Origin of the sequence: Acinetobacter sp. R933-2, assembly GCF_030325485.1 — a bacterium.
Classification (GTDB): Bacteria; Pseudomonadota; Gammaproteobacteria; order Pseudomonadales; family Moraxellaceae; genus Acinetobacter; species Acinetobacter sichuanensis.
On the sequence record NZ_JACAIJ010000007.1, the window covers coordinates 155978 to 175234 of the forward strand.

Sequence of the window (19257 nt, forward strand, 5' to 3'; positions counted from 1 at the left end):
ACCAAAATTCCTTTTTAAATCTGAATCGCATCTACACTATTGCGACATGCACGAATCACGCTTAAAGCAGCCAAAGTTGATGTTTTTGGATTGCTTTCCAAAGGTACACCAATCATTTCAATACTCATTTGCCCAAAACGACCTTCTGCAATGATGGTATGTTTATTTTGGCTAATATTTGGATCTACAGTCAGCTCAACCATCGTTTCATCCAGACCAATTCCTGCAAGTGCGATGGTTGCTGCCACATTGGCATTGGCAGGAAAATTGATAGCTGCTTCACGTGCAGTGCCACGATAAAACACCGTTGCTTCTGTCACTCGATCTAAATCCACCAGTTGTTCTGCATAGCTGCCACGCCAACTATTTGGACTTTTACATCCTTTATAAGTCACTTTTTCCAAGCCACCTTCTTTGGCTGCTGCAATGCCATCAATGCCTGCAATTGCCCCTGCCAATAAATGAATATGTGCGCCTGACGTTTCTGCAACTTTTTGTAATTTTTCAAAAAAAACAGTATCTGCCAATGTTCCGACCGAAATTAGACCGAGATTCCAACCCTTTGCGAGTACCTTTTCCGCATGTTCTTTGACTGCTGCCTGACCCGCAACTTCTATCACATAATCAGGTTGCCCCTGACATTGCTGAATATCTGAAATCACTTGTACATCTGCGGCAACTTGCCGTTGCACACTCGCCACACTGCGTTCAGGGACGACTACCCATTTCAGTGCCAAGTCTTTTGGTAAATGTGTACGCACTTCATTTGCCATGGCACCAAAACCAATCATCATGAGTTGTTTCATAACATCCCCCCCTTATAAATGCTTCTTAAAGCCACCAGACACATCGATGGCAGAACCAGTGGTATACGATGCCAAAGGTGAGGCTAAAAAGACCAAAGCACGTGCAGGTTCTTCGGGCTTACCTAAACGCGCCATAGGAATGCCACGTTTTTTCGCAATATTGCCGATCCACTGTTCCCATGTCTGATGAAGATCTGAACGGTTTTCAAAACGGCGTTTCCACTGTGCTGACTCGACCATACCCAACAAAATCGAATTCACACGGATGTTGTATTGTGAAAACTCATGTGCCAATGAATGTGTCAAGTTAAGTAATGCTGCCCGTGCAGATGAGGTTGCGATCATGTGTGGTTCAGGTTGCAGTGCCAATAAAGAATTCACATTAGTGATTGAGCCACTATTTGATTGTTTCAACGCAGGTAAAAACGCACGAATTGGATGTAATACACTGAAATACTTCAACTCAACTTCTTTAATCCAATCTTCATCTGCTGTGTTTTCAAAATCGGATACACGTCCTTGACCTGCGTTATTGATTAAAATATCAACACCATCAAATTGCTTTTGCACAAGATCTGCAAATTTTTGTACATCTGCCTTATCTAAAACATTACATACAGCGGTAAAGACTTTTGCATTTGGATAACGCGCTAAAATTTGCTGTTTAGACTCATTTAAACGCTGTTCATCTCGTCCACACCAAGCAACACATGCGCCTTCTGCCACCAAAAGTTCTACTGTTGCCAGTCCAATACCTGATGAACCACCTGTAACGACCGCTTTTTTATCTTGTAATTGGAAGCTCATTTTCCGTTCTCACATCCCTGTGTCATGTAGTGACAATAAAATTTGGTTAAACTGTTCAGCTTGGTCTAAATAACTGAGATGACCTGCATCTTCGATTTCATAAGATTGATTTAACTGAAACTGATCCACCAATTGCTGAATATCCTGTGGTAGTGTAATGTCATCTGACATGCCTTTAATGACATACGCATTTGGCTGTTTTGGGCTTAAATAAGACTGTATAGCGTCATAAGCCAATAAATATGAAGCACCCGTAAAGCCTTTTAAGCTAATGTTTTGCATAATATTTTCAATCAGTTGCAATACATCTGCTGTGGCATGTGCCACCAAATATGGTCCTCGTGATTGAGCCATGCCCACTGCGCCGAGTTCCTGTAACATTTTTGGACGTTTTTCAAAAACATCCCGTTGTTTTTGTGGATCACAACCTTTATATCCTTGTGCCACATTGGCAAGTACCAACGCCTGCACAGATTCAGGATATAAAGCGTTAAATGCTGCGGCTTGCATCGCACCCAATGAATGTCCAACCAAAATCGCTTTTTGAACACCCAAGCTGTCCAACATCGCTTTTAAGCGCTTTGCATAGTCTTCGGCATTGGGTTGCACAGTGCTTAAATGGTCAGATTGCCCATAACCCGGTGCATCCCATGCCATAACATGAAAATGATGACTCAACGCTTGCAACTGTTTGACCCACGAGCCTGAACCTGAACTGATCCCATGTAGCAATACAAGGTGTTGCCCCTGACCTGCTTCACGATAAGACTGCTGAACGCCATCAAAAGAAATGGTTTTCAATTCAAATGCGGCAAGTTGCTGAATTAAAGTCATCATTACCTTCCTTATCTTTAGCGTTTAATCTGAGAAAGTGGATGCTCAGGTGGATAATTTGGAATCGTAGGTTTACCTGTGCCCAACATCACACACATCAAGGCATCTTCTGTTCCTGGGTTATATAAACCACGGTAAATTCCAGGTGGAATAGAAATCAGATCACGTTCTTTTAAACGGGTTGAAAATTTTTCACCCTCATGTTCAATAAACAGGTCGATTTCGCCACGCAACATGAAAAAAACTTCTTCTACATCATGATGAATATGCAATGGACCTTCACACTCAGGTGGAAGTACCATGGTTGAAAAAGTAAAGTTTTCCGCAGGTACGGTATTACCATCGGTTGCTACACCTGTTGCACCTGTTCCCATGTAGCGCATCTGCGCACGGCGATATTTTGGGTCATAATCTGCCTGAAATTTCAGTGCATCAAAGTCATAACTACGCGTTTCAAAACGTGCAATACGCCCATCCATCCAATCTTCCAATGATTGCCCTTCTGGCTGTTTCCATGATTCAAATTGTTGTACTGACATAAGTTTCTCCTATGATCGCTCCGAGTTTTAAAAGTGTTGCAGCGATCCAATCTGGTAAATTGAGCCCCTCAGTATTCAAGAAGGAGCTGTTGATCCAATGAATTAATAACGCTTCAGCAAAGGTGCCAAGAAAAAGGAACCTATAAATGCCACTGCTGCCAAGAACGTAATTCCGATATTAAAACTGCCTGTTTGCATGACAATTGCACCAATCACTACAGGCGCTGCGGCGCTGGCAAAATTACCCAGTCCATTGAAAATCCCGCCTGCTGTTGCCCCCACATCTGCTGTGGTAATACGTGCTAACAATGCAAATACAGCAGCAACTCCGAAACCCCATGACATTGCACTGAGTGACATTGCCAAAATCACCATCATGGGTTCTTTTGCAATGACCATCACGTACATAAAAACACCCGCCAGTAATAAACCACCACTGACCTGAATTGCACGTTTACCCATTTTGTCTGAAAAAAATGCGCCAACGACTTCACCAATCAACATGGCAATAAATGGAAAGCTTGAATAAATACCAAATTCTTTTAAATTAAAGCCTTTGTCTTGAATTAAATATGACGGTACCCAACTGTTTAAGCCCCATAAATAAGTCATCAAAGCAATATTGAAAACACACAACAACCAGAAAGCAGAATTCGTCATCAAAGCTTTGGTATTGCACACATGCGTTTTAAAATTCACACGTTTTGCTACACCATCTAGATCGACTGTGCGTTTAAGTTGTAAATTACGTAAGCCAAATATGATCAAAGCCAATACAATAAACGTCATTGCACCCATGACGAAAAAGGTAGTGTGCCAATCATAATGTGCGAGTACGAATGCGGTGATTGGGAAACCTAAAAAAGCACCGATAGGTGTACCCAATAAAAACATCGTGGATGCACGTGCTTGCTGACGATCTGTATACGTCTGTTTGACAATGGTATAAGCCAATGCAAATAAAGGACCTTCAGCTAATCCGAGTAAAACGCGCAAGGTCATCATCATTGAATAATCTGTGGTAAATCCCATCAGAATCATCAAGATGCCCCATGAAGTCACACTCCAAAACAACATTTTTTTAGGGCAAAAAATATCACCCAAAAAGCTGAGAAACATGGATGAGAAACCATAAGCCAACAAGAAGCTTGTCATCAACCAGCCTAGTTTTGCTTTATCTTGTCCAATCCCCATTGCATTCTGAAATGTTGCATCAGAAAACAATACGGCAATACTGATTTTGTCAAAGAAAGCCAACACAACGCAGATCATTAAAATAATCGCGGGTGTCCAATGCTTTAACCCTGTTTTTACATCATGATCCATGGGAAAATCCTTTAATTCATGGCTGATATTTTTGTTTTGAATCCTTACTTCAGTTGCATTAGATTAAAGTCAATATCTTGCAATTGGGCTGGATCTAACTCTCGCTGACTGGTCATCCATCTTTTCCCCAGTTTCACCAGTTTTGAGTCATTGACTGAAATCATATTAAGAAGTTGATTCTGTTCATTTAAATATAAAAATGCTTGTTGCGTTTCGTTAACTTGACGAACAATCATTTGATGCGTTTTTTCAGGTTGATAGGTACCCAAAATCTGAATATTGCATTGGTACTGATCCGACCATAACCAAGGAATATCCTGATAAGCCGTCATTTCCCCAAGCATTGACTTAGCTGTTGCAATCGCCTGATTTTGTGCATTTGCCCAAGACTGAATGCAATAACCTAAAGTAGGATGAATCGCAACATCACCTGCAGCATAAATATCGGCATCAGAGCTTTGTCCAAACTCATTAACAACAATGCCATCTTTAACATCCAACTTTGCTAAAACTGCCAATTCTTTGGCTATTTCTGCACCTGCCCCAACCACGACACAGTCAAATTGTTTTAGCCTAATCTCATCGTAAAAAACTTCTACTTTTTGATTTAGTGCCTCAATTAAATGCAATTTCGTTGCATTTAAATGAACCACTACACCTGCATTTTCATGTAATTTTTTTAAATAATCTGAAACCTCAGGGCTTACACTACGCGCACAAAGACGAGAGCCATATTCAAAAATTTCAACTTTTTTACCCTGTTGGCATGCAGTCGCTGCTATTTCAAGCCCGATCCAACCTCCACCAATGACAGCAATATGTTTAGCTGACTTTATTTTCTCTGCTAAGGTCTGACAATCGTGAATATCACGTAAGGTATAGACATTTTGCATACTCGACCAAGTGGCAACAGGAACACGCGCTCGACTGCCTGTGGCAATTAATAATTTGTCATATGGCAAAACTTTGCCACTTTCCAAATGTACAGTTTTATCTGTAGTATCCAAACGAACTGCATGATCTGGCTTATGCCATATCACTGAAAAATCACTGATTTGATCCTCAGAAAATAAATTTAAACTCGTAAGCTCAGCTTCTTGTGCTAACACTTGTTTAGACAAAGGTGGGCGCTCATAAAAAACATGCGTTTCATTCGACACTACATGAATTTCACCTGTAAAACCCTGACCACGGAGTGTATGGACTGCCCAACCTGCGGCTTGCCCTGCACCGACAATCACAATTTTATTCATGTTGATCTCCTTATCATTTTGAATGACTAAGCAGGTTTAACCTGACGGCGGGTTTCATGATCAAGCCCTCCTTCGATTGCCCACTCAGTAAACAGTTCAAGGCAATGCTCTTCTTCACGTGGTTGCCATGCTTCAGTTAAATAATCATCATTGGTGTAATATTCAAATGCACCCCCCAATGGTGAGTTGACATACCAAAAATAAGCAGACGAAATAGGATGACGTCCCGGACCAATAAAAGTCGACCAATCCTGACGATTCATACTTAAACCACCGCCAATCACCTCATGAATATCACGCACCACAAAAGCAACATGGTTTAAACCCGCAGGTTTATTCGGTATAGACAGTAAAAATAAATCATGATGAAAACCTTCACCGCGGCAGCGTAAAAATGCGCCACGCTTGCGATAAGCATCTGACAAATAAAAACCTAATTTTTCAATATAAAATGCCTGAGTGGTTTCTAAGTCTGGTGTAAAAAATACGACATGCCCAATATCGACAGGTTCAGCTTTTTCATATACAGGACTGGCAGCATTAATACGTTGAATATTGCCAAACTGGTTCATTCCTTCGGTTTGTACCGTAGGTAATTCATGCGTAATACTGTGTTCAAATCGGATCGTCATTCCATTTGGATCACGACATTGCACAAATGCAGCTGAATTGTCAAAATCAGGTTCATTGCCCAATTTTTCTGCTAAATTTATTAAATCCTGTGAGTTTTCAACGCCCCATGTCACTTCACGTAAGGTCGAGCCTGCTTCAATGGCTTCAGGTAAACGCGCATCTGTAATATCAAACAAATAGATTTTGCAACCATTCTGTGTTTGATATAAATCTGTACTTTCAATATCCGTTGCAACAGCTTTTAAACCAAAATCAGCTAGAAATGTCTTTGCCTCTTGGCGGTTTTCAACGCCAAATTTAAGGACTTCGATTCCTGTAATCATGTCTTACTCCTTAATTAAAGACGAAACCGCCATTAACCAAAATATTTTGCCCAGTCACAAAAGACGATAGGTCTGAAAGCAAGTAAATGGCTGTACCATTGATATCCTGTGGCAGTTGCTGTCGCTGTATAGCTCTTCCATTCACATACAAATCATGACGTGACTGTGGAACATATGTTGTCGCCTCAACCAATGTCAGCCCTGGACTGATGGTATTGACACAAATATTGTCTGCCCCCAACTCACTTGCCATAGAACGTGTCATGGAAATGATGGCACCTTTACTTGCTACATAAGCCATCAGATTAGGCGCACCCCATAATGCTGTATCAGATGCAATATTGATGATTTTTCCCTGTCCTGAAGCTTTTAAATGTGGAACACATGCTTGTGAAACCAACCAAGTGCCTTTGACATTGATGTTCATGACACGATCCCAAAGTGTTTCGTCATAAGCCATCATGTCAACACCACCAACACCCGTTGCTAGCGCTGCACAGTTAATCAACCCATCTAATCCACCTAAAAGTGCAACTGTTTGTTGTACTGCTTGCTGAATAGACTGTTTTTGGCTCAAATCTATCGTGACGGAATAAACGACTAGATTGTTTTCTGCTAACTTTTCAGCTTCTTGTTGCACCAAGTCACTTAAGATATCTGCCATGACCACTGCTGCACCTGCTTCAGCTACAGCTTGGGCGAAATCTCGTCCCAAACCTCGCGCCGCACCTGTAACAAGAATACGCTTTCCCTCTAAAAGTGATTGCTTAGCCATTGGCAACTTCCTGAATAGCAATTCGCTGATCTGACACATTGCGCAAAGACATGATTTTTTTAATTTGTTTCTCAGCTTCTTTTTTCATTAAACGGCGTAAGCGAGATAAACCTACGTCATGCTGATACAAAAACTCATGTTGACGGGCATTCGGTGCCATATTTTCCAAAATAATTCGATCTTGTTCCAATACATCCCAATGTAATTGTTCTAAATGGTTTCGATATAAGAAACGCCATACATTGCGCTGCCATCCCTCGACTTTGCGACAACGCCAGAAGAAGACGCGAGTATTTTTTGCATCAATTGGCGTTGCAAAACCTACAATCCAAAACTCACCACCCGGTCCAAATGACTTACGGTATGGAATTGATAAACGTAACCATGCTGCACCCGTTTGACCGTATTCCACCCAGTCAAAGTTCACACCAGTTTGCCCTTCTTTTTCAAAAATAAAACCATCTTCGGTTGGGCGATGCTTCATCTCAGCAGTACGTTCACCATCTGCCATTGAGTGTGAAGTGCAATGCAAATAGGTTCCATGCATTGGATCCATGACATTATCAATGGCATATTGGTGATTGACTTTCCAATCCGCCATACACAGAAAAGAACTCCATTCCTCACTAGACAACTGATCAGGCAATGCTAACTCAGCAGCTTGTTCAGCATCATTCAAGCCAAACCAAATAAAAATGGCATCGTTCATTTCTTTGACTTGGTACGATTTAACGCAATCTGAACCTTTCAATGGACAGTCATGTACCGCAGGGACATCCTCAACAACACCGTCATGGCGAACTTCTACACCGTGATACCAACACGCAACCCGATTGCCAAGATTCCAACCCAGTGATAATCGTGCCCCACGATGCGGACAACGATCTTCAAGTGCATGAACCACACCTTGGTCATCACGCCATACCACAATATTTTCGCCTAAACGCGTAATACCAACAGGATTCGAAGCCACTTCCCAACTTGCCAATACGGGATACCATTGATCACGTAAACCTAAATCCAAATATTGTTCTAAATTAATTTCTGTCGTCATGAGAAAATCCTTTTCTTAATAGCCCAAACGCTGCATTTCTGCTGAGAAACTTTCAGCCGTCCATAAATCCCCTGCTATCGTTCTAAAACCTTGCAGGTTTAAAGCATTAGTTAATGCGTTTAATTCGGTCACATTTTGATTAAAGGCTTGCATTAAATGCTGTACAAAATCTAATTCATATTCGCTAGGTGCACGACTACGGTTTTGCCAAACCAGATGTTCAACTTGTCCCGGAATCTGAATATTGTTAATTCCTGCTTCTGTTGAAGGCAGTGCATGGTTCCATTTCGCAAGTTTTTCATTAAAGTTTTTCATGTGAATATTTCCTTTTCTTCATGATCAATTAACGTTTAAAGCTGAACTTGGACTTCGCCATTTTCAACTCTGACTGGATACGTACTTAAATTTCTGCATCCCGGACCACTTTCTAATGCACCCGTTTCTAAATTAAAAATTGCTTCGTGCAATGGGCACTCAACCGTCAATCCTTCAATAAAGCCTTCAGTTAATAAGGCAAAAGCATGTGGGCAGACATTTTCAACAGCAAAGAAACGCTCTTCGATCATAAAAACGCCGATTTTTTTATCTTCAAATTCCATTGCTTTCGGCTCTTCTTCAGCAATTTCATTGGTTTTACAAACAGTGATCCAATTCATCTTGTTATCTTCCATGTTTTATATGCAAAACATAATTTAATATTTAAAACATTAAGCATAGGATAATATCTGAGCGATTTATTTGTCAATTTTTATAATTCATTTAAAATCAATATATTGATTATTTTTTACATTTTGCAATGTTTTATTTATAAATAAATGTTTTGTATATAAACATTGTTGTCTTAAAAAAAGGACGTTAGAATAGTGATTTAATTTTGTCATCCAACAATGATAAAGGTGAGCATGACAATGGATTTAATAAACAAAGACACAACTGTGGTACAAGAAATCGAAAGCAATAATGATGAACGCTACCTTGTTCCCGGCTTAGTTCGTGGCTTAGCCATCTTAAAATTATTTGATCAACATCAGCAGGAAATGACGATTTCTGAAATTGCAGAAAAAATTGATGTCAATCGCTCCAGTGCTTTTCGTTTGATTCACACTTTGGAACATTGTGGCTACCTAAGAAAAATGTCACAAAAGACCTATGCTTTGGACAGCAATGTTATGGCACTGGGTTTTAATAGTTTATCTAAATCATCATTGATTGATTTGGCGATGCCTCTTATGCGTGAACTTAGAGATAAAATTAAAATTGCGGTACATCTCTCTGTTTTAGAAGGCACAGATATTGTTTTTATTAGTAATGTACAATCAAATGGTGCATTTACCAGTAATGTACATATTGGTACGCGTTGGCCTGCACATGCTACTGTGATTGGACAATTAATTTTGTCACAGCTTACAAATGCTGAAATCAAAAAACGTTATGAAGGCATGACGGACTGGAAAGTTTATTCTGAACGTACCCCGCATGATATAGATTCACTCCTGCTTCGATTACAAGAAGTGCGTGAACAGCGTTTTATGGTGAGTTGGGGGCATTTTAATACGGATATGGCAGCCTGCGCAGCACCAATCTATAATCAAATCAATAAAGAGGTCAATGCAGTTCTATCTGTTAGTTGTCCAATTAGCACTTATACCGAAGAACAATTTAGACATGAAATTGCGAATGATGTTGTCGAGTATGCCCATAAAATATCCCAATTTATTTATGTTTAATTTATTTATCTGATGTTACGCATTGGATTTAAATTAAATAGCTGAAAAAAGCAAAAGCTAAATTTACACGACGGGATCTTACATCTAAAGTTGAAATTTGGGATTAGCCTTCAGCTCGACCTACTTTTGTTTCGGCAAAAGTAGGCAAAACCATCTTGCGGACTCAAAATATATTTTGAGGATCCTCACCGCAAAACTCGTCGACCACCGCAAATTGATAAATACATGGCAGAAACATTTCCACCCAAAGTAGTCCTGCCTCAAACACGTTGCGGATGACGTTTTCGCATATCCACATTTTTCTAGCTCAAAAGTTTAATTTTAGAGTTACTGCGTAACATCAGTTATTTATGTTGAATTGTTTCTTTGCTCTATTGCAAAAATAAAACGCTGTATTAAATGCAATTGTTGCGGCTTATTTTGGATTACAGCAAGTTTTTAAGCTTGCTGTAATCTTGGTATTGATCACGTAGGAAAAATCAAATCGAGATCTATTTAGCTTGATTGTTCTCTTCAATGATTCTATTAAAACTGATAAGCATAAGTGGTAAACACTCGATTTTCAGTATAATCACCACCAAAATTATTTTTATAATTGATATTAAACCACTGTAAACCAAAACCTTTAAACAAACCTTGTTTGACTTTATAACTCAAAATCACATCCAATTGTTGTTCTTTGGCATGACTTCGCTCAGCAACTTGAAAACCATCGCCACGAATATATTTCAGATCTAAAACTAAATTCGGAATGACCGAGTCGAATTGGTATTGATAATTGACATGTAGTGACTTTTCCTTAGCACGACTAAACATTGCTTGTGTCCAATTGATATAGCCCAATACTGGCACTGTATCAATCATTGGAAAGGCATCATTTCCAGCGATTTTTTGATATCCCAAGCCTAATGTATGATTTTTCCACGAGACATTTTGCAATATCCCATAGTATTGACTGTCTATATCGCCTAGTTTTTCCTGACCAGTTTCTTGATTATCATAAAATCTTATTTTACTGTGCAACTTAAGTTGTCGATATGGTTGTTTGATATCTACACCAAGATGAATTTGTTGATATAAATCTTCTAAATTTCCATAATATGCGTTTAGAAAATATTGATCCGCAAATTTATATTTATAGTTCACATAATTTAAAGCATCTGATTCAATCCCTTTCACACTAAGTTTACGAAAGTCCTCTTCATTTCGTGGTGAAAACCGATTGATTTGTCCTATTTCTAAGTTTTGATTTAAGTCTTCTATTTGATAAGTAATACCTTTATATAAAGTGACCAATTGACGCGCATAATCTGTCGTTGCCAAAGGCGTATCGATCCATAATTCACCCCAATGAATTTTTTGATTTTCATATTTTAGTGCTACAGAACCTGCAATTTTTTTATAATGTTCAGCTTGCTCGCCTGTGGTCTGATCAAAAGGCAAAATAACATCATTAATATGTTGGTCTTCACTTAATCGTTGCGCATATTGCAAAGAGCCTGTGACCTGTAATGCTACTTTATCAGTAAGCTCATACTGTCCTTGCGTTCGCGCAATAATCCCTTGACTCCAACTTCCTACATCTGCTTGTTGGGCATCATATTTCCGATCTGCATATAAATTTTTCAATAAAATATCTGTGGTTAAGCTTTCTGCGGACACAAATGTGCTATATCCCCCAAATCCGACTAGAATTGGAAGCCCATATTTTTTTAACATTGTTTTATTCCTTTAATATATTTTTGTTTTAACCACGCTAAAGTCAGCATGATGTTGCTTATTGCACGATTCCATGGTGCATAAGCTTGTAAATAATCACGTAGATCTACGATGTGGCTTATCAAAACCACATCGTATTCAAAGGATTAATCGGTCTGATTTTTTAAAAATTCGGGCTGAACACAGGTGTCATAAAAACAATTCATTTGACCATATTTATAGCGCACAGGTGCATACACTACACCAACATGTTTGGCATATTGATCCCACGCTTTCGCCATTTTTTCGGTTTGTTTTGTATTGCTTAATGCCAAGTTATGTAGAAAACTTGGATCATTTTTTCGGTTATAGAGTTCCCATTGCCCTGTACCATACGGTGGTGCTTGCATTTGAACAGCCCAATCCCCTTGATAATAAGCACGGCGAGTATTGAACTCCCAACCAATCCCACGTTCAGGCTGCTTTTTACCTTGCAAAGTAGGTAAAATTGAACGACCTTCCATTGCTAACAATGTTTCACCTTGATTGGTTTTAGGACGTTTAATATTTGCCAGATCTAACATCGTTGGTACAAAGTCAATCACATGTGCTAAATCATGATTAAGATTGGCTTTTTTCTTTTGGTTTGGATATTGAATAATCGCAGGAACACGAATCCCTCCATTTGCTAAATAACTCTTAAAATAAGGATAAGGTGTAGAAGAAACTTGCGCCCACTGTGGTCCAAGCGCTACATAAGAGTTATCTTTACCCATATTTTCGAGGCTATTATCAAATGTCTCATCGACCCATTTACGGATACCATTTTTATGTGCTGTCGTACCTAAGGATTCTGGTGTTGAAGACTCTGCACCATTGTCAGAAATAAACAATACAATGGTATTGTCTAGCTCACCATTTTCTTCTAAATGCTTAAAAATTCGACCAATATTATGATCTAGATTATCAATCATGGCGGCATAAACTTGCATGGTTTTGGCTTGGTCTGCTTTTTGCCAAGGCGTGAGTTTATCCCATGCTGGAAATTTATCTTTAAAAGGATTATTAATTTGCGTGTTAGCAGGAACAATGCCCAATTCAATTTGTTTCTTTAAACGCTGTTGACGTACCACATCATAGCCATCTTCATATTTTCCTTGATATTTTTTTAAATATGCATCAGGTGCTTGCAGTGGCCAATGCGGACTGGTATATGCCACATAAGCAAAAAATGGCTCACCTTTTTTACGGTCATCTTTTAGATAACTCAATAATTTATCGGTATAAAAATCGGTTGAATAGAAGTTATCGGGTAATGACGCATCTTTGCCATCCTCTTTATATTTAGCAGGATAATTTGGAAATAATGCAATTTGTTTAAAATGATCTGCACCGCCTGGCACCAAGATAAATGATTTATCAAAACCGCGTGCATTAGGCAGACTATCCTCACCCCCACCTAAATGCCATTTACCTGTCATATAGGTTTTATAACCATTATTTTTTAATACTTCTGGCAAAGTCATGACACGGCGATTTAATTTCCCTTCATAACCTGCTTTACCGATTTGCTCTGGCTGTAAATACTCTGCCATCGTCCCCAAACCAGCTTGGTGATGATCATTGCCCGTCAATAACATCGAACGTGTGACTGAGCAAGTTGGACCTGCATGAAAATCGGTGAGTGTGGTTCCATTTTGTGCCAATTTTTTTAAGTTAGGCGTTGGGATTTCCCCACCAAAAGGTTCAATGTCTGAGTAACCTAGATCATCCGCAACGATCAATAAAATATTGGGTTGTTTCTGAGTCTGAGGTGCGGCAGATGTGATGCTTGCGAGTGCTAAGGGAATCATAGCCCACATGAATTTATTCATCATAAAATATTCCTTTTTTACGATCATTGTTGTTTTGCGATTTAAATCATGCTGTTCAGCATTGATACAATTGAATGGCTCAACTTCAACCTCATCCAAAACAAATTAAAGTTGAGCCGAAAAACACGCTTGTACAAAAATAAAGTACAAAGCTCCCCCTTCACTCAATCAAAAGTGAATTAAATGAAGTGGGGTTTTAAATTAAATGGATAATATATTTTTTAAAGCTGTTTTAAGTTCAGCAACTGGTGCTTGTGGTAAGGTTTGCATACGCCAAGCAATGTGATGGTCTGGACGTACCAAGACACAACCTTGCTCTTCAATATCTCGAAGTGCTTCCCAATCACCAAAAGTGTCGAAATAATCCATTCCTAAACCAATTTTCACTACTTTGATCGGGCATGATATTTCTTTTGAGATCTCTGCAACTGCGGCTTTCCATGCATCACCACCATGCCCTGTAAGCAAGGTAAATTGCCCTTTACCACACAAATCAAGTGTTGAAAATTGTCTGCCTCGACGATCATGCAGCCAAGCATGTGGTAAACGCGCACCCGCCCAAGTGGTCGCTTGGTAATACAATTCAGCATCTTGAAGGTATTTCGGTTCAGGGCGTTGATCCGCAATCACAGCACAACTTTGATAACGCTGTCCGATTTGAACACCATTACAATTAAATTGGTAATTTTGCAGTTGAATCGCTTGATGCAATTCAGCACGTTTTTGTTGACTATTTTCCGCTTCACCAAAGATTAAATCTAAAGCTGCCTGACCATCTTCTAAGCTTTGTTCAGGTTTGAACCCTAATGCGTTGGCAATCGGTAGCATATTTTCCACACTACGCATGGCACGGTCTACAATCTGCTGTCCTACAGGTTGACGTTCTTGTGTATAACTTTCTAAAAGCCCTGTACCTGCATGTCCTTTTAATACCAAAGCAAGTTTCCATGCCAAATTAAAGGCATCCTGAATAGATGTATTGGTACCTAGACCATTGGCTGGTGGATGGCGATGTACCGCATCCCCCATACAAAACACACGTTTATGCCCATATTTTTCAGCCACAATATGATTGATCTGCCATTTGCTGGTCGATAAAATTTCAATCGGTACACTATCATCCCCAATTACTTGATGTGCACGCTTGATCACTGCTTCTTCGCTTAAATCAGGCTCACCTTGTGCAGGATCATACATATACAACATGACCCACTCATCCCATGGTTTCACGCAGATAAATGTACCACTTCCCACCCAATAATCACTACCAGGTTGCACAATCCAATACAGCACACCAGGACGATGTTCACAGTATTTACGAAGATCAGCTTTAAGCCAAACATTGACCGCACAGCCTAAACCATGTTGACCTTTTAAAGGTAACTGAAGCTGCTCAACCACTTTACTGCGTGCGCCATCCGCACCAATCATATATTGCGCTCGAACTAAATAGATTTCGTTCGTAATACGATCCTGAATACGTGCAGTTACACCCTCATCATCTTGGGTGAAATCTAAAAACTCATGATTAAAACGCATATCAGAGCCTGCCCGTAAAGCTTCATTAGCAATGATTGGCTCCATCACATGTTGTGCAATATTACACATAGAGGATGGACTCGATTGCTCATATTCAGATTTACGATCAACTGCTGTTCCCCAAGCTTGTAGACGTGCAATTTCATCGCCTGCAAAACTGGTCGCCCAAACATTATTTTCCATAAAAGCTTGCGGCACTGCGAGTTTTTCTACTTCTTCCTCGATTTGTGCATCACGGAAGACTTCCATGGTTCGTTGGTTGGTAATATGTGCACGTGGGCTATTAGCTGTCCAACGATATTTGTTGATCAATAAATTTCGAATACCATACTTAGACAAGAGTAGTGAAGTGGCTAAACCTGCTGGACCACCACCGACAATCAGTACAGGGATTTCAATCGTTTTTGTATTTTGCATCGTAAATTTCCATTTTCACTTATTTTTAACTGATGTCTGATTCAGTTAAGCTTCAAAATTTGTCACAAACTCATCTGGAACTTCGGGTCCCCATAAGTACAGTGAGTCTTCGGCAGGATGAACTTCAGCTTGCCAATTTAAATCTGCGGGAATAAAGTCAATATCATAGGAATATTCGCTATAACTTCCCCAAGGATCACGTACATAGTAAAAATAATTTGAACCTAAAACGTGTCGACCTAGTCCCCAGCCTTGCGTCCAACCTTGATCCATCATATGTTTAGCGCCAAGACCGACCTCTTCAACCGATACAACATCCCAACTACAGTGATGAAAGCCTTTCGCAGAAGATTGTGCGAATGCAATCGTATGATGATCTGCTCCATGCACTGCATGTAAAAATGCAACCGCATCTTTTGAATAATCAGAAAGTTTTAAACCTAGCGCTGTTTCATAAAACTGAATTGAACGCTCAATATCCGAAGTAAAAAGCAAGATATGTGACAAACGTGTAGGCTGAACTTTGGCAGCATTGCGACGAAAAGCTGCACCCCGTTGACCAGATACTTGTGTTTTTTTTGCGCCTATATCCTTTTCATCGGGTGTGACTTTTTGACTCACAATGACTTCAACATTAACACCATCTGGATCGATAAATTTAAAGCCATCCTTCCCAAAAGCATTCTGAAACAAAGTCGTCATCTGTCCGCTTTGTTCAACACGCGCATTGAGTGCTTGTAAATCTTCGGCATAAGCACCAAAAACAATTTTGCGCAGTCGCTTTTTATCTGAGGGATATAAATATGACCACACATGCTGAGAACTAAAAGTTCTTAATGCAAGATACTCATGCGCTTCTTCAACATCCAAACCAAAATCTGTGTAGAATTTTTTCGCTGTCTTTAAACAAGGGACATCCAATTCATAATGATCTATTGAATGTACACCGAGCTTTCGTCCTGAAAGCATTTGTCCTAAAGCCATGTTTACATCTCCATTTATTAAACATGTTTAAGTCTTAATTCAAATAATTTGCCGTATCGTCCTTGATGCTTATTCCTTTAACGATCAGATTTATTCGTTCACGATCGGATTTGACAACAAACCGACTTTTTCAATTTCTACTTCGCACACATCACCATGTTTCATAAATAACTGCGGTTTACGTGCAAAACCAATGCCTGCTGGTGTTCCTGTAACGATCACATCACCCGCTTCTAGGGTAATCGCTTCTGAAATTGTGCTGATTAAAGTTTCAATATCAAAAATCATATCGTCTGTATTGGCTTGTTGAACGACTTCGCCATTTAAACGTGTGGTGAGTAATAAACCTTTTGCACCTGCTGGAATTTCATCAGCAGTCACAATGTCTGGACCAAATGCACCTGTGGCATCAAAGTTTTTACCTACAGTCCATTGCGGCGATTTGAATTGATAATCGCGGATCGAACCATCATTGAACACTGAATAGCCCATGACATAATCCAGTGCTTGATCCTTCTGAATATGTTTGCCAGTTTTACCAATAATCACAGCTAACTCACCTTCAAAATCCAATTGATCCGAACATTGAGGCTTTAATATATGCTGTTGATGACCAATTAAACTTGATGCAAAACGCGGGAAAAGCGTTGGATAATCAGGCTGTTCATACGGCGACTCACTGGTATGGTCTGCATAATTTAAACCGACACAGATGATTTTGGGTGGCTGTGCAATCGGTGATAAAATTTCTAATTCACTTTCTACCAAATAATCGGCAGCGTTTAACACTTGAAACGCTTGCTCTAATGCCTCTGCGCCTTTTTGAATTAGGGTTAATAAATCACCTGGGTAATTTGCTGCATTTTCTAATAATCCCTTAATACCCTTTTCATCACGCACTGCGATACCGTGAATTCCATTTTTTGAAAAGCTTAAAAAGCGCATTTTAAAATCCATTATGTGTTGTGTGTAATATATATATAAACTTAAAAAATATATTGTCAATAAAAAAATATATTTTTATTTTTAAAAAATATTTGTTATAGTGATTTCTAAGTTTTAAAAATTTTGCAAAATGTATGACCTCTGAAAAAAATCTTAGTCAAACTGAAAATGTTTATCTCAGTATTCGTGAAGAAATTATTTCAGGCATGCTTGCACCTGGAATTAAAATAAAAATTAATGACCTATGTAAAAAACATGAAGTCAGCTTAGGTGCAGTTCGTGAGGCATTATCACGCCTGACTGCTGAAGGGTTAGTACAGTCTGAAGCACAAAAAGGGTTTAAAGTCACACCTATTTCGATTGAAGATTTGGAACATTTAGCGATTGCTCGAATTGAAATTGAATCAATTTGTTTAGAATATTCCATTCAACATGGAGACTTAGATTGGGAGTCAAATATTTTAGCCACTTTTCATAAACTGAAAAGAACACCTGAACGTATGACAGAAAATAATAAAATCACAAGCCCTGACTGGGAACACATTCATCATCAATTTCATTTATTGCTTGTTTCAGCCTGCCCCAATACATGGTTACTCAAAGTACGTGAATTTCTCTATGCACAAAGTGAACGCTACAGACGTTTATCAACACATTATGATGATAAAAGCAGAAACTTAGCAGAAGAACATGAACAGTTAATGAATGCCGTGATTCATAAAGACACTGCATTAGCAAAATCAATTATTAAAAATCATATTTTGCTTACAACAGAAATTATCCTCAATGCGATGAAAAATTAGTACAAATTATTCATATATTTTTATGCTTTAAAATTGAATTTAAATTAAAAAATTGAGTTGAAACCATGTAAAAGTCTCAATATTTGAATCAAGGCTTTTTAATGATCAACTAAAATATGTACATTTTATCAACTAAACCGTTCTACCGCCATCGACTGGAAATTCCACCCCTGTAATAAATGATGCCTGCTCAGAACATAAATACAGTGCGGCATTGGCAACATCTTCAGTTTCCACAAACCGTCCCATGGGGATGGTGGCAATAAATTTGACTCGATTTTCAGGGGTATCAGGTACGCCCATTGCAGATTCCAAAATACCCGTTGCACCCAAAGTTGGACAAATGGCATTGACCCGAATATTCCACGGTGCAAGTTCAACCGCCATCGACTTGGACAACATATTGACTGCGCCTTTAGAGCCGTTGTACCACATCAGTCCAGGACGTGGGCGAATACCTGCTACCGAACCAATATTTAAAATCACGCCACTTTTCTGTGCCTGCATCAAGGGAATAACGGCATGGGAAAAGTTAAAAATCGACTTTACATTGACCCTAAACACCTGATCAAAAGAGGCTTCATCGACATCAAGCATCGGCATATTTTTATGCGTCACCCCTGCATTATTAACCAAAATATCAACTGTTCCGTATTGTTCACGAACCTGTGCAACCGCCTGCTGTACAGCTTCAAAATCACCGACATCAACCTGAACGGCGGTTGCCTGCTGACCAATTTCTGTTGCTACTCGCTGTGCTGCCTGCACATTCAAATCCAATATTGCCACCTGCGCCCCTTCCAAGGCAAAACGCTTGGCAATAGCTTCTCCAAAACCTGAACCTGCACCTGTAATAACAGCAACGCTATCCTTAAGACTTAACATACTTCTTCCTTACGATTAAAACTCAAATATTCATT

General features: G+C 39.3%; 20 protein-coding genes. 2 read left to right on the plus strand and 18 right to left on the minus strand.

All coding sequences use genetic code 11. The features are described 5' to 3' along the window. Positions 1–14 precede the first annotated feature (14 nt). The 11 genes from HX005_RS10225 to nirD form a co-directional block, all read right to left on the minus strand. On the minus strand, positions 15–806 hold the full coding sequence (locus HX005_RS10225; RefSeq protein ID WP_286377276.1) for an aspartate dehydrogenase: 792 nt from the start codon (positions 804–806) through the stop codon (positions 15–17). A 12-nt stretch (positions 807–818) separates the two neighbouring features. Further along, on the minus strand, positions 819–1613 hold the full coding sequence (locus HX005_RS10230) for an SDR family oxidoreductase (protein ID WP_286377277.1): 795 nt from the start codon (positions 1611–1613) through the stop codon (positions 819–821). A 9-nt stretch (positions 1614–1622) separates the two neighbouring features. Continuing rightward, positions 1623–2450 (minus strand): alpha/beta fold hydrolase, encoded by an 828-nt coding sequence (locus HX005_RS10235; protein WP_286377278.1) that lies wholly within the window; start codon positions 2448–2450, stop codon positions 1623–1625. 14 nt (positions 2451–2464) lie between these two features. Then, a complete protein-coding gene (locus tag HX005_RS10240; RefSeq protein ID WP_107008610.1) occupies positions 2465–2986 on the minus strand; it encodes a cupin domain-containing protein in 522 nt (173 codons plus the stop codon). Positions 2987–3088: 102 nt separating this feature from the next. Further along, on the minus strand, positions 3089–4312 hold the full coding sequence (locus HX005_RS10245) for an MFS transporter (protein ID WP_286377279.1): 1224 nt from the start codon (positions 4310–4312) through the stop codon (positions 3089–3091). A gap of 44 nt (positions 4313–4356) precedes the next feature. Continuing rightward, on the minus strand, positions 4357–5565 hold the full coding sequence (locus HX005_RS10250; protein ID WP_286377280.1) for an NAD(P)/FAD-dependent oxidoreductase: 1209 nt from the start codon (positions 5563–5565) through the stop codon (positions 4357–4359). 26 nt (positions 5566–5591) lie between these two features. Next, positions 5592–6521: a VOC family protein gene (locus tag HX005_RS10255; protein ID WP_286377281.1), complete on the minus strand. Its 930-nt coding sequence runs from the start codon at positions 6519–6521 to the stop codon at positions 5592–5594. 10 nt (positions 6522–6531) lie between these two features. Further along, positions 6532–7296 carry an SDR family oxidoreductase gene (locus HX005_RS10260; RefSeq protein WP_107008606.1) on the minus strand — a complete coding sequence of 255 codons (765 nt, stop codon included), beginning with the start codon at positions 7294–7296 and terminating at the stop codon, positions 6532–6534. Next, a complete protein-coding gene (locus HX005_RS10265; protein ID WP_286377282.1) occupies positions 7289–8350 on the minus strand; it encodes a Rieske 2Fe-2S domain-containing protein in 1062 nt (353 codons plus the stop codon). Before HX005_RS10265 ends, HX005_RS10260 begins: the two co-directional genes overlap by 8 nt. A 15-nt stretch (positions 8351–8365) precedes the next feature. After that, on the minus strand, positions 8366–8665 hold the full coding sequence (locus HX005_RS10270) for a recombinase-like helix-turn-helix domain-containing protein (RefSeq protein WP_286377283.1): 300 nt from the start codon (positions 8663–8665) through the stop codon (positions 8366–8368). A 35-nt stretch (positions 8666–8700) separates the two neighbouring features. Further along, complete coding sequence (gene nirD / locus HX005_RS10275; protein WP_286377284.1) at positions 8701–9006, minus strand: nitrite reductase small subunit NirD; 306 nt, start codon at positions 9004–9006, stop codon at positions 8701–8703. 252 nt (positions 9007–9258) lie between these two features. Between nirD and HX005_RS10280 the strand changes: the two genes are divergently transcribed. Then, a complete protein-coding gene (locus HX005_RS10280) occupies positions 9259–10077 on the plus strand; it encodes an IclR family transcriptional regulator (protein ID WP_286377285.1) in 819 nt (272 codons plus the stop codon). A 525-nt stretch (positions 10078–10602) separates the two neighbouring features. Here the strand turns inward: HX005_RS10280 and HX005_RS10285 are convergent. The 6 genes from HX005_RS10285 to HX005_RS10310 form a co-directional block, all read right to left on the minus strand. After that, positions 10603–11796, minus strand: coding sequence for an OprD family outer membrane porin (locus HX005_RS10285; protein WP_286377286.1), 1194 nt, complete (start codon positions 11794–11796; stop codon positions 10603–10605). Beyond that, on the minus strand, positions 11790–11927 hold the full coding sequence (locus tag HX005_RS10290; protein ID WP_286377287.1) for a hypothetical protein: 138 nt from the start codon (positions 11925–11927) through the stop codon (positions 11790–11792). The genes HX005_RS10285 and HX005_RS10290 overlap by 7 nt, the downstream gene beginning before the upstream one ends. A 15-nt stretch (positions 11928–11942) precedes the next feature. Beyond that, positions 11943–13652 carry an arylsulfatase gene (locus tag HX005_RS10295; RefSeq protein ID WP_353621996.1) on the minus strand — a complete coding sequence of 570 codons (1710 nt, stop codon included), beginning with the start codon at positions 13650–13652 and terminating at the stop codon, positions 11943–11945. A gap of 198 nt (positions 13653–13850) precedes the next feature. Beyond that, complete coding sequence (locus HX005_RS10300; RefSeq protein ID WP_286377288.1) at positions 13851–15605, minus strand: FAD-dependent monooxygenase; 1755 nt, start codon at positions 15603–15605, stop codon at positions 13851–13853. Between the two features lie 45 nt (positions 15606–15650). Beyond that, a complete protein-coding gene (locus HX005_RS10305; RefSeq protein WP_286377289.1) occupies positions 15651–16589 on the minus strand; it encodes a VOC family protein in 939 nt (312 codons plus the stop codon). A 90-nt stretch (positions 16590–16679) separates the two neighbouring features. Next, positions 16680–17534: a fumarylacetoacetate hydrolase family protein gene (locus HX005_RS10310; RefSeq protein ID WP_286377290.1), complete on the minus strand. Its 855-nt coding sequence runs from the start codon at positions 17532–17534 to the stop codon at positions 16680–16682. 134 nt (positions 17535–17668) lie between these two features. Here HX005_RS10310 and HX005_RS10315 point away from each other — a divergent pair, with 134 nt between their 5' ends. Then, on the plus strand, positions 17669–18337 hold the full coding sequence (locus tag HX005_RS10315; protein ID WP_107008598.1) for a GntR family transcriptional regulator: 669 nt from the start codon (positions 17669–17671) through the stop codon (positions 18335–18337). A 132-nt stretch (positions 18338–18469) separates the two neighbouring features. Here the strand turns inward: HX005_RS10315 and HX005_RS10320 are convergent, their stop codons facing one another. Further along, positions 18470–19222: a glucose 1-dehydrogenase gene (locus HX005_RS10320; RefSeq protein WP_286377291.1), complete on the minus strand. Its 753-nt coding sequence runs from the start codon at positions 19220–19222 to the stop codon at positions 18470–18472. Positions 19223–19257 lie beyond the last annotated feature (35 nt).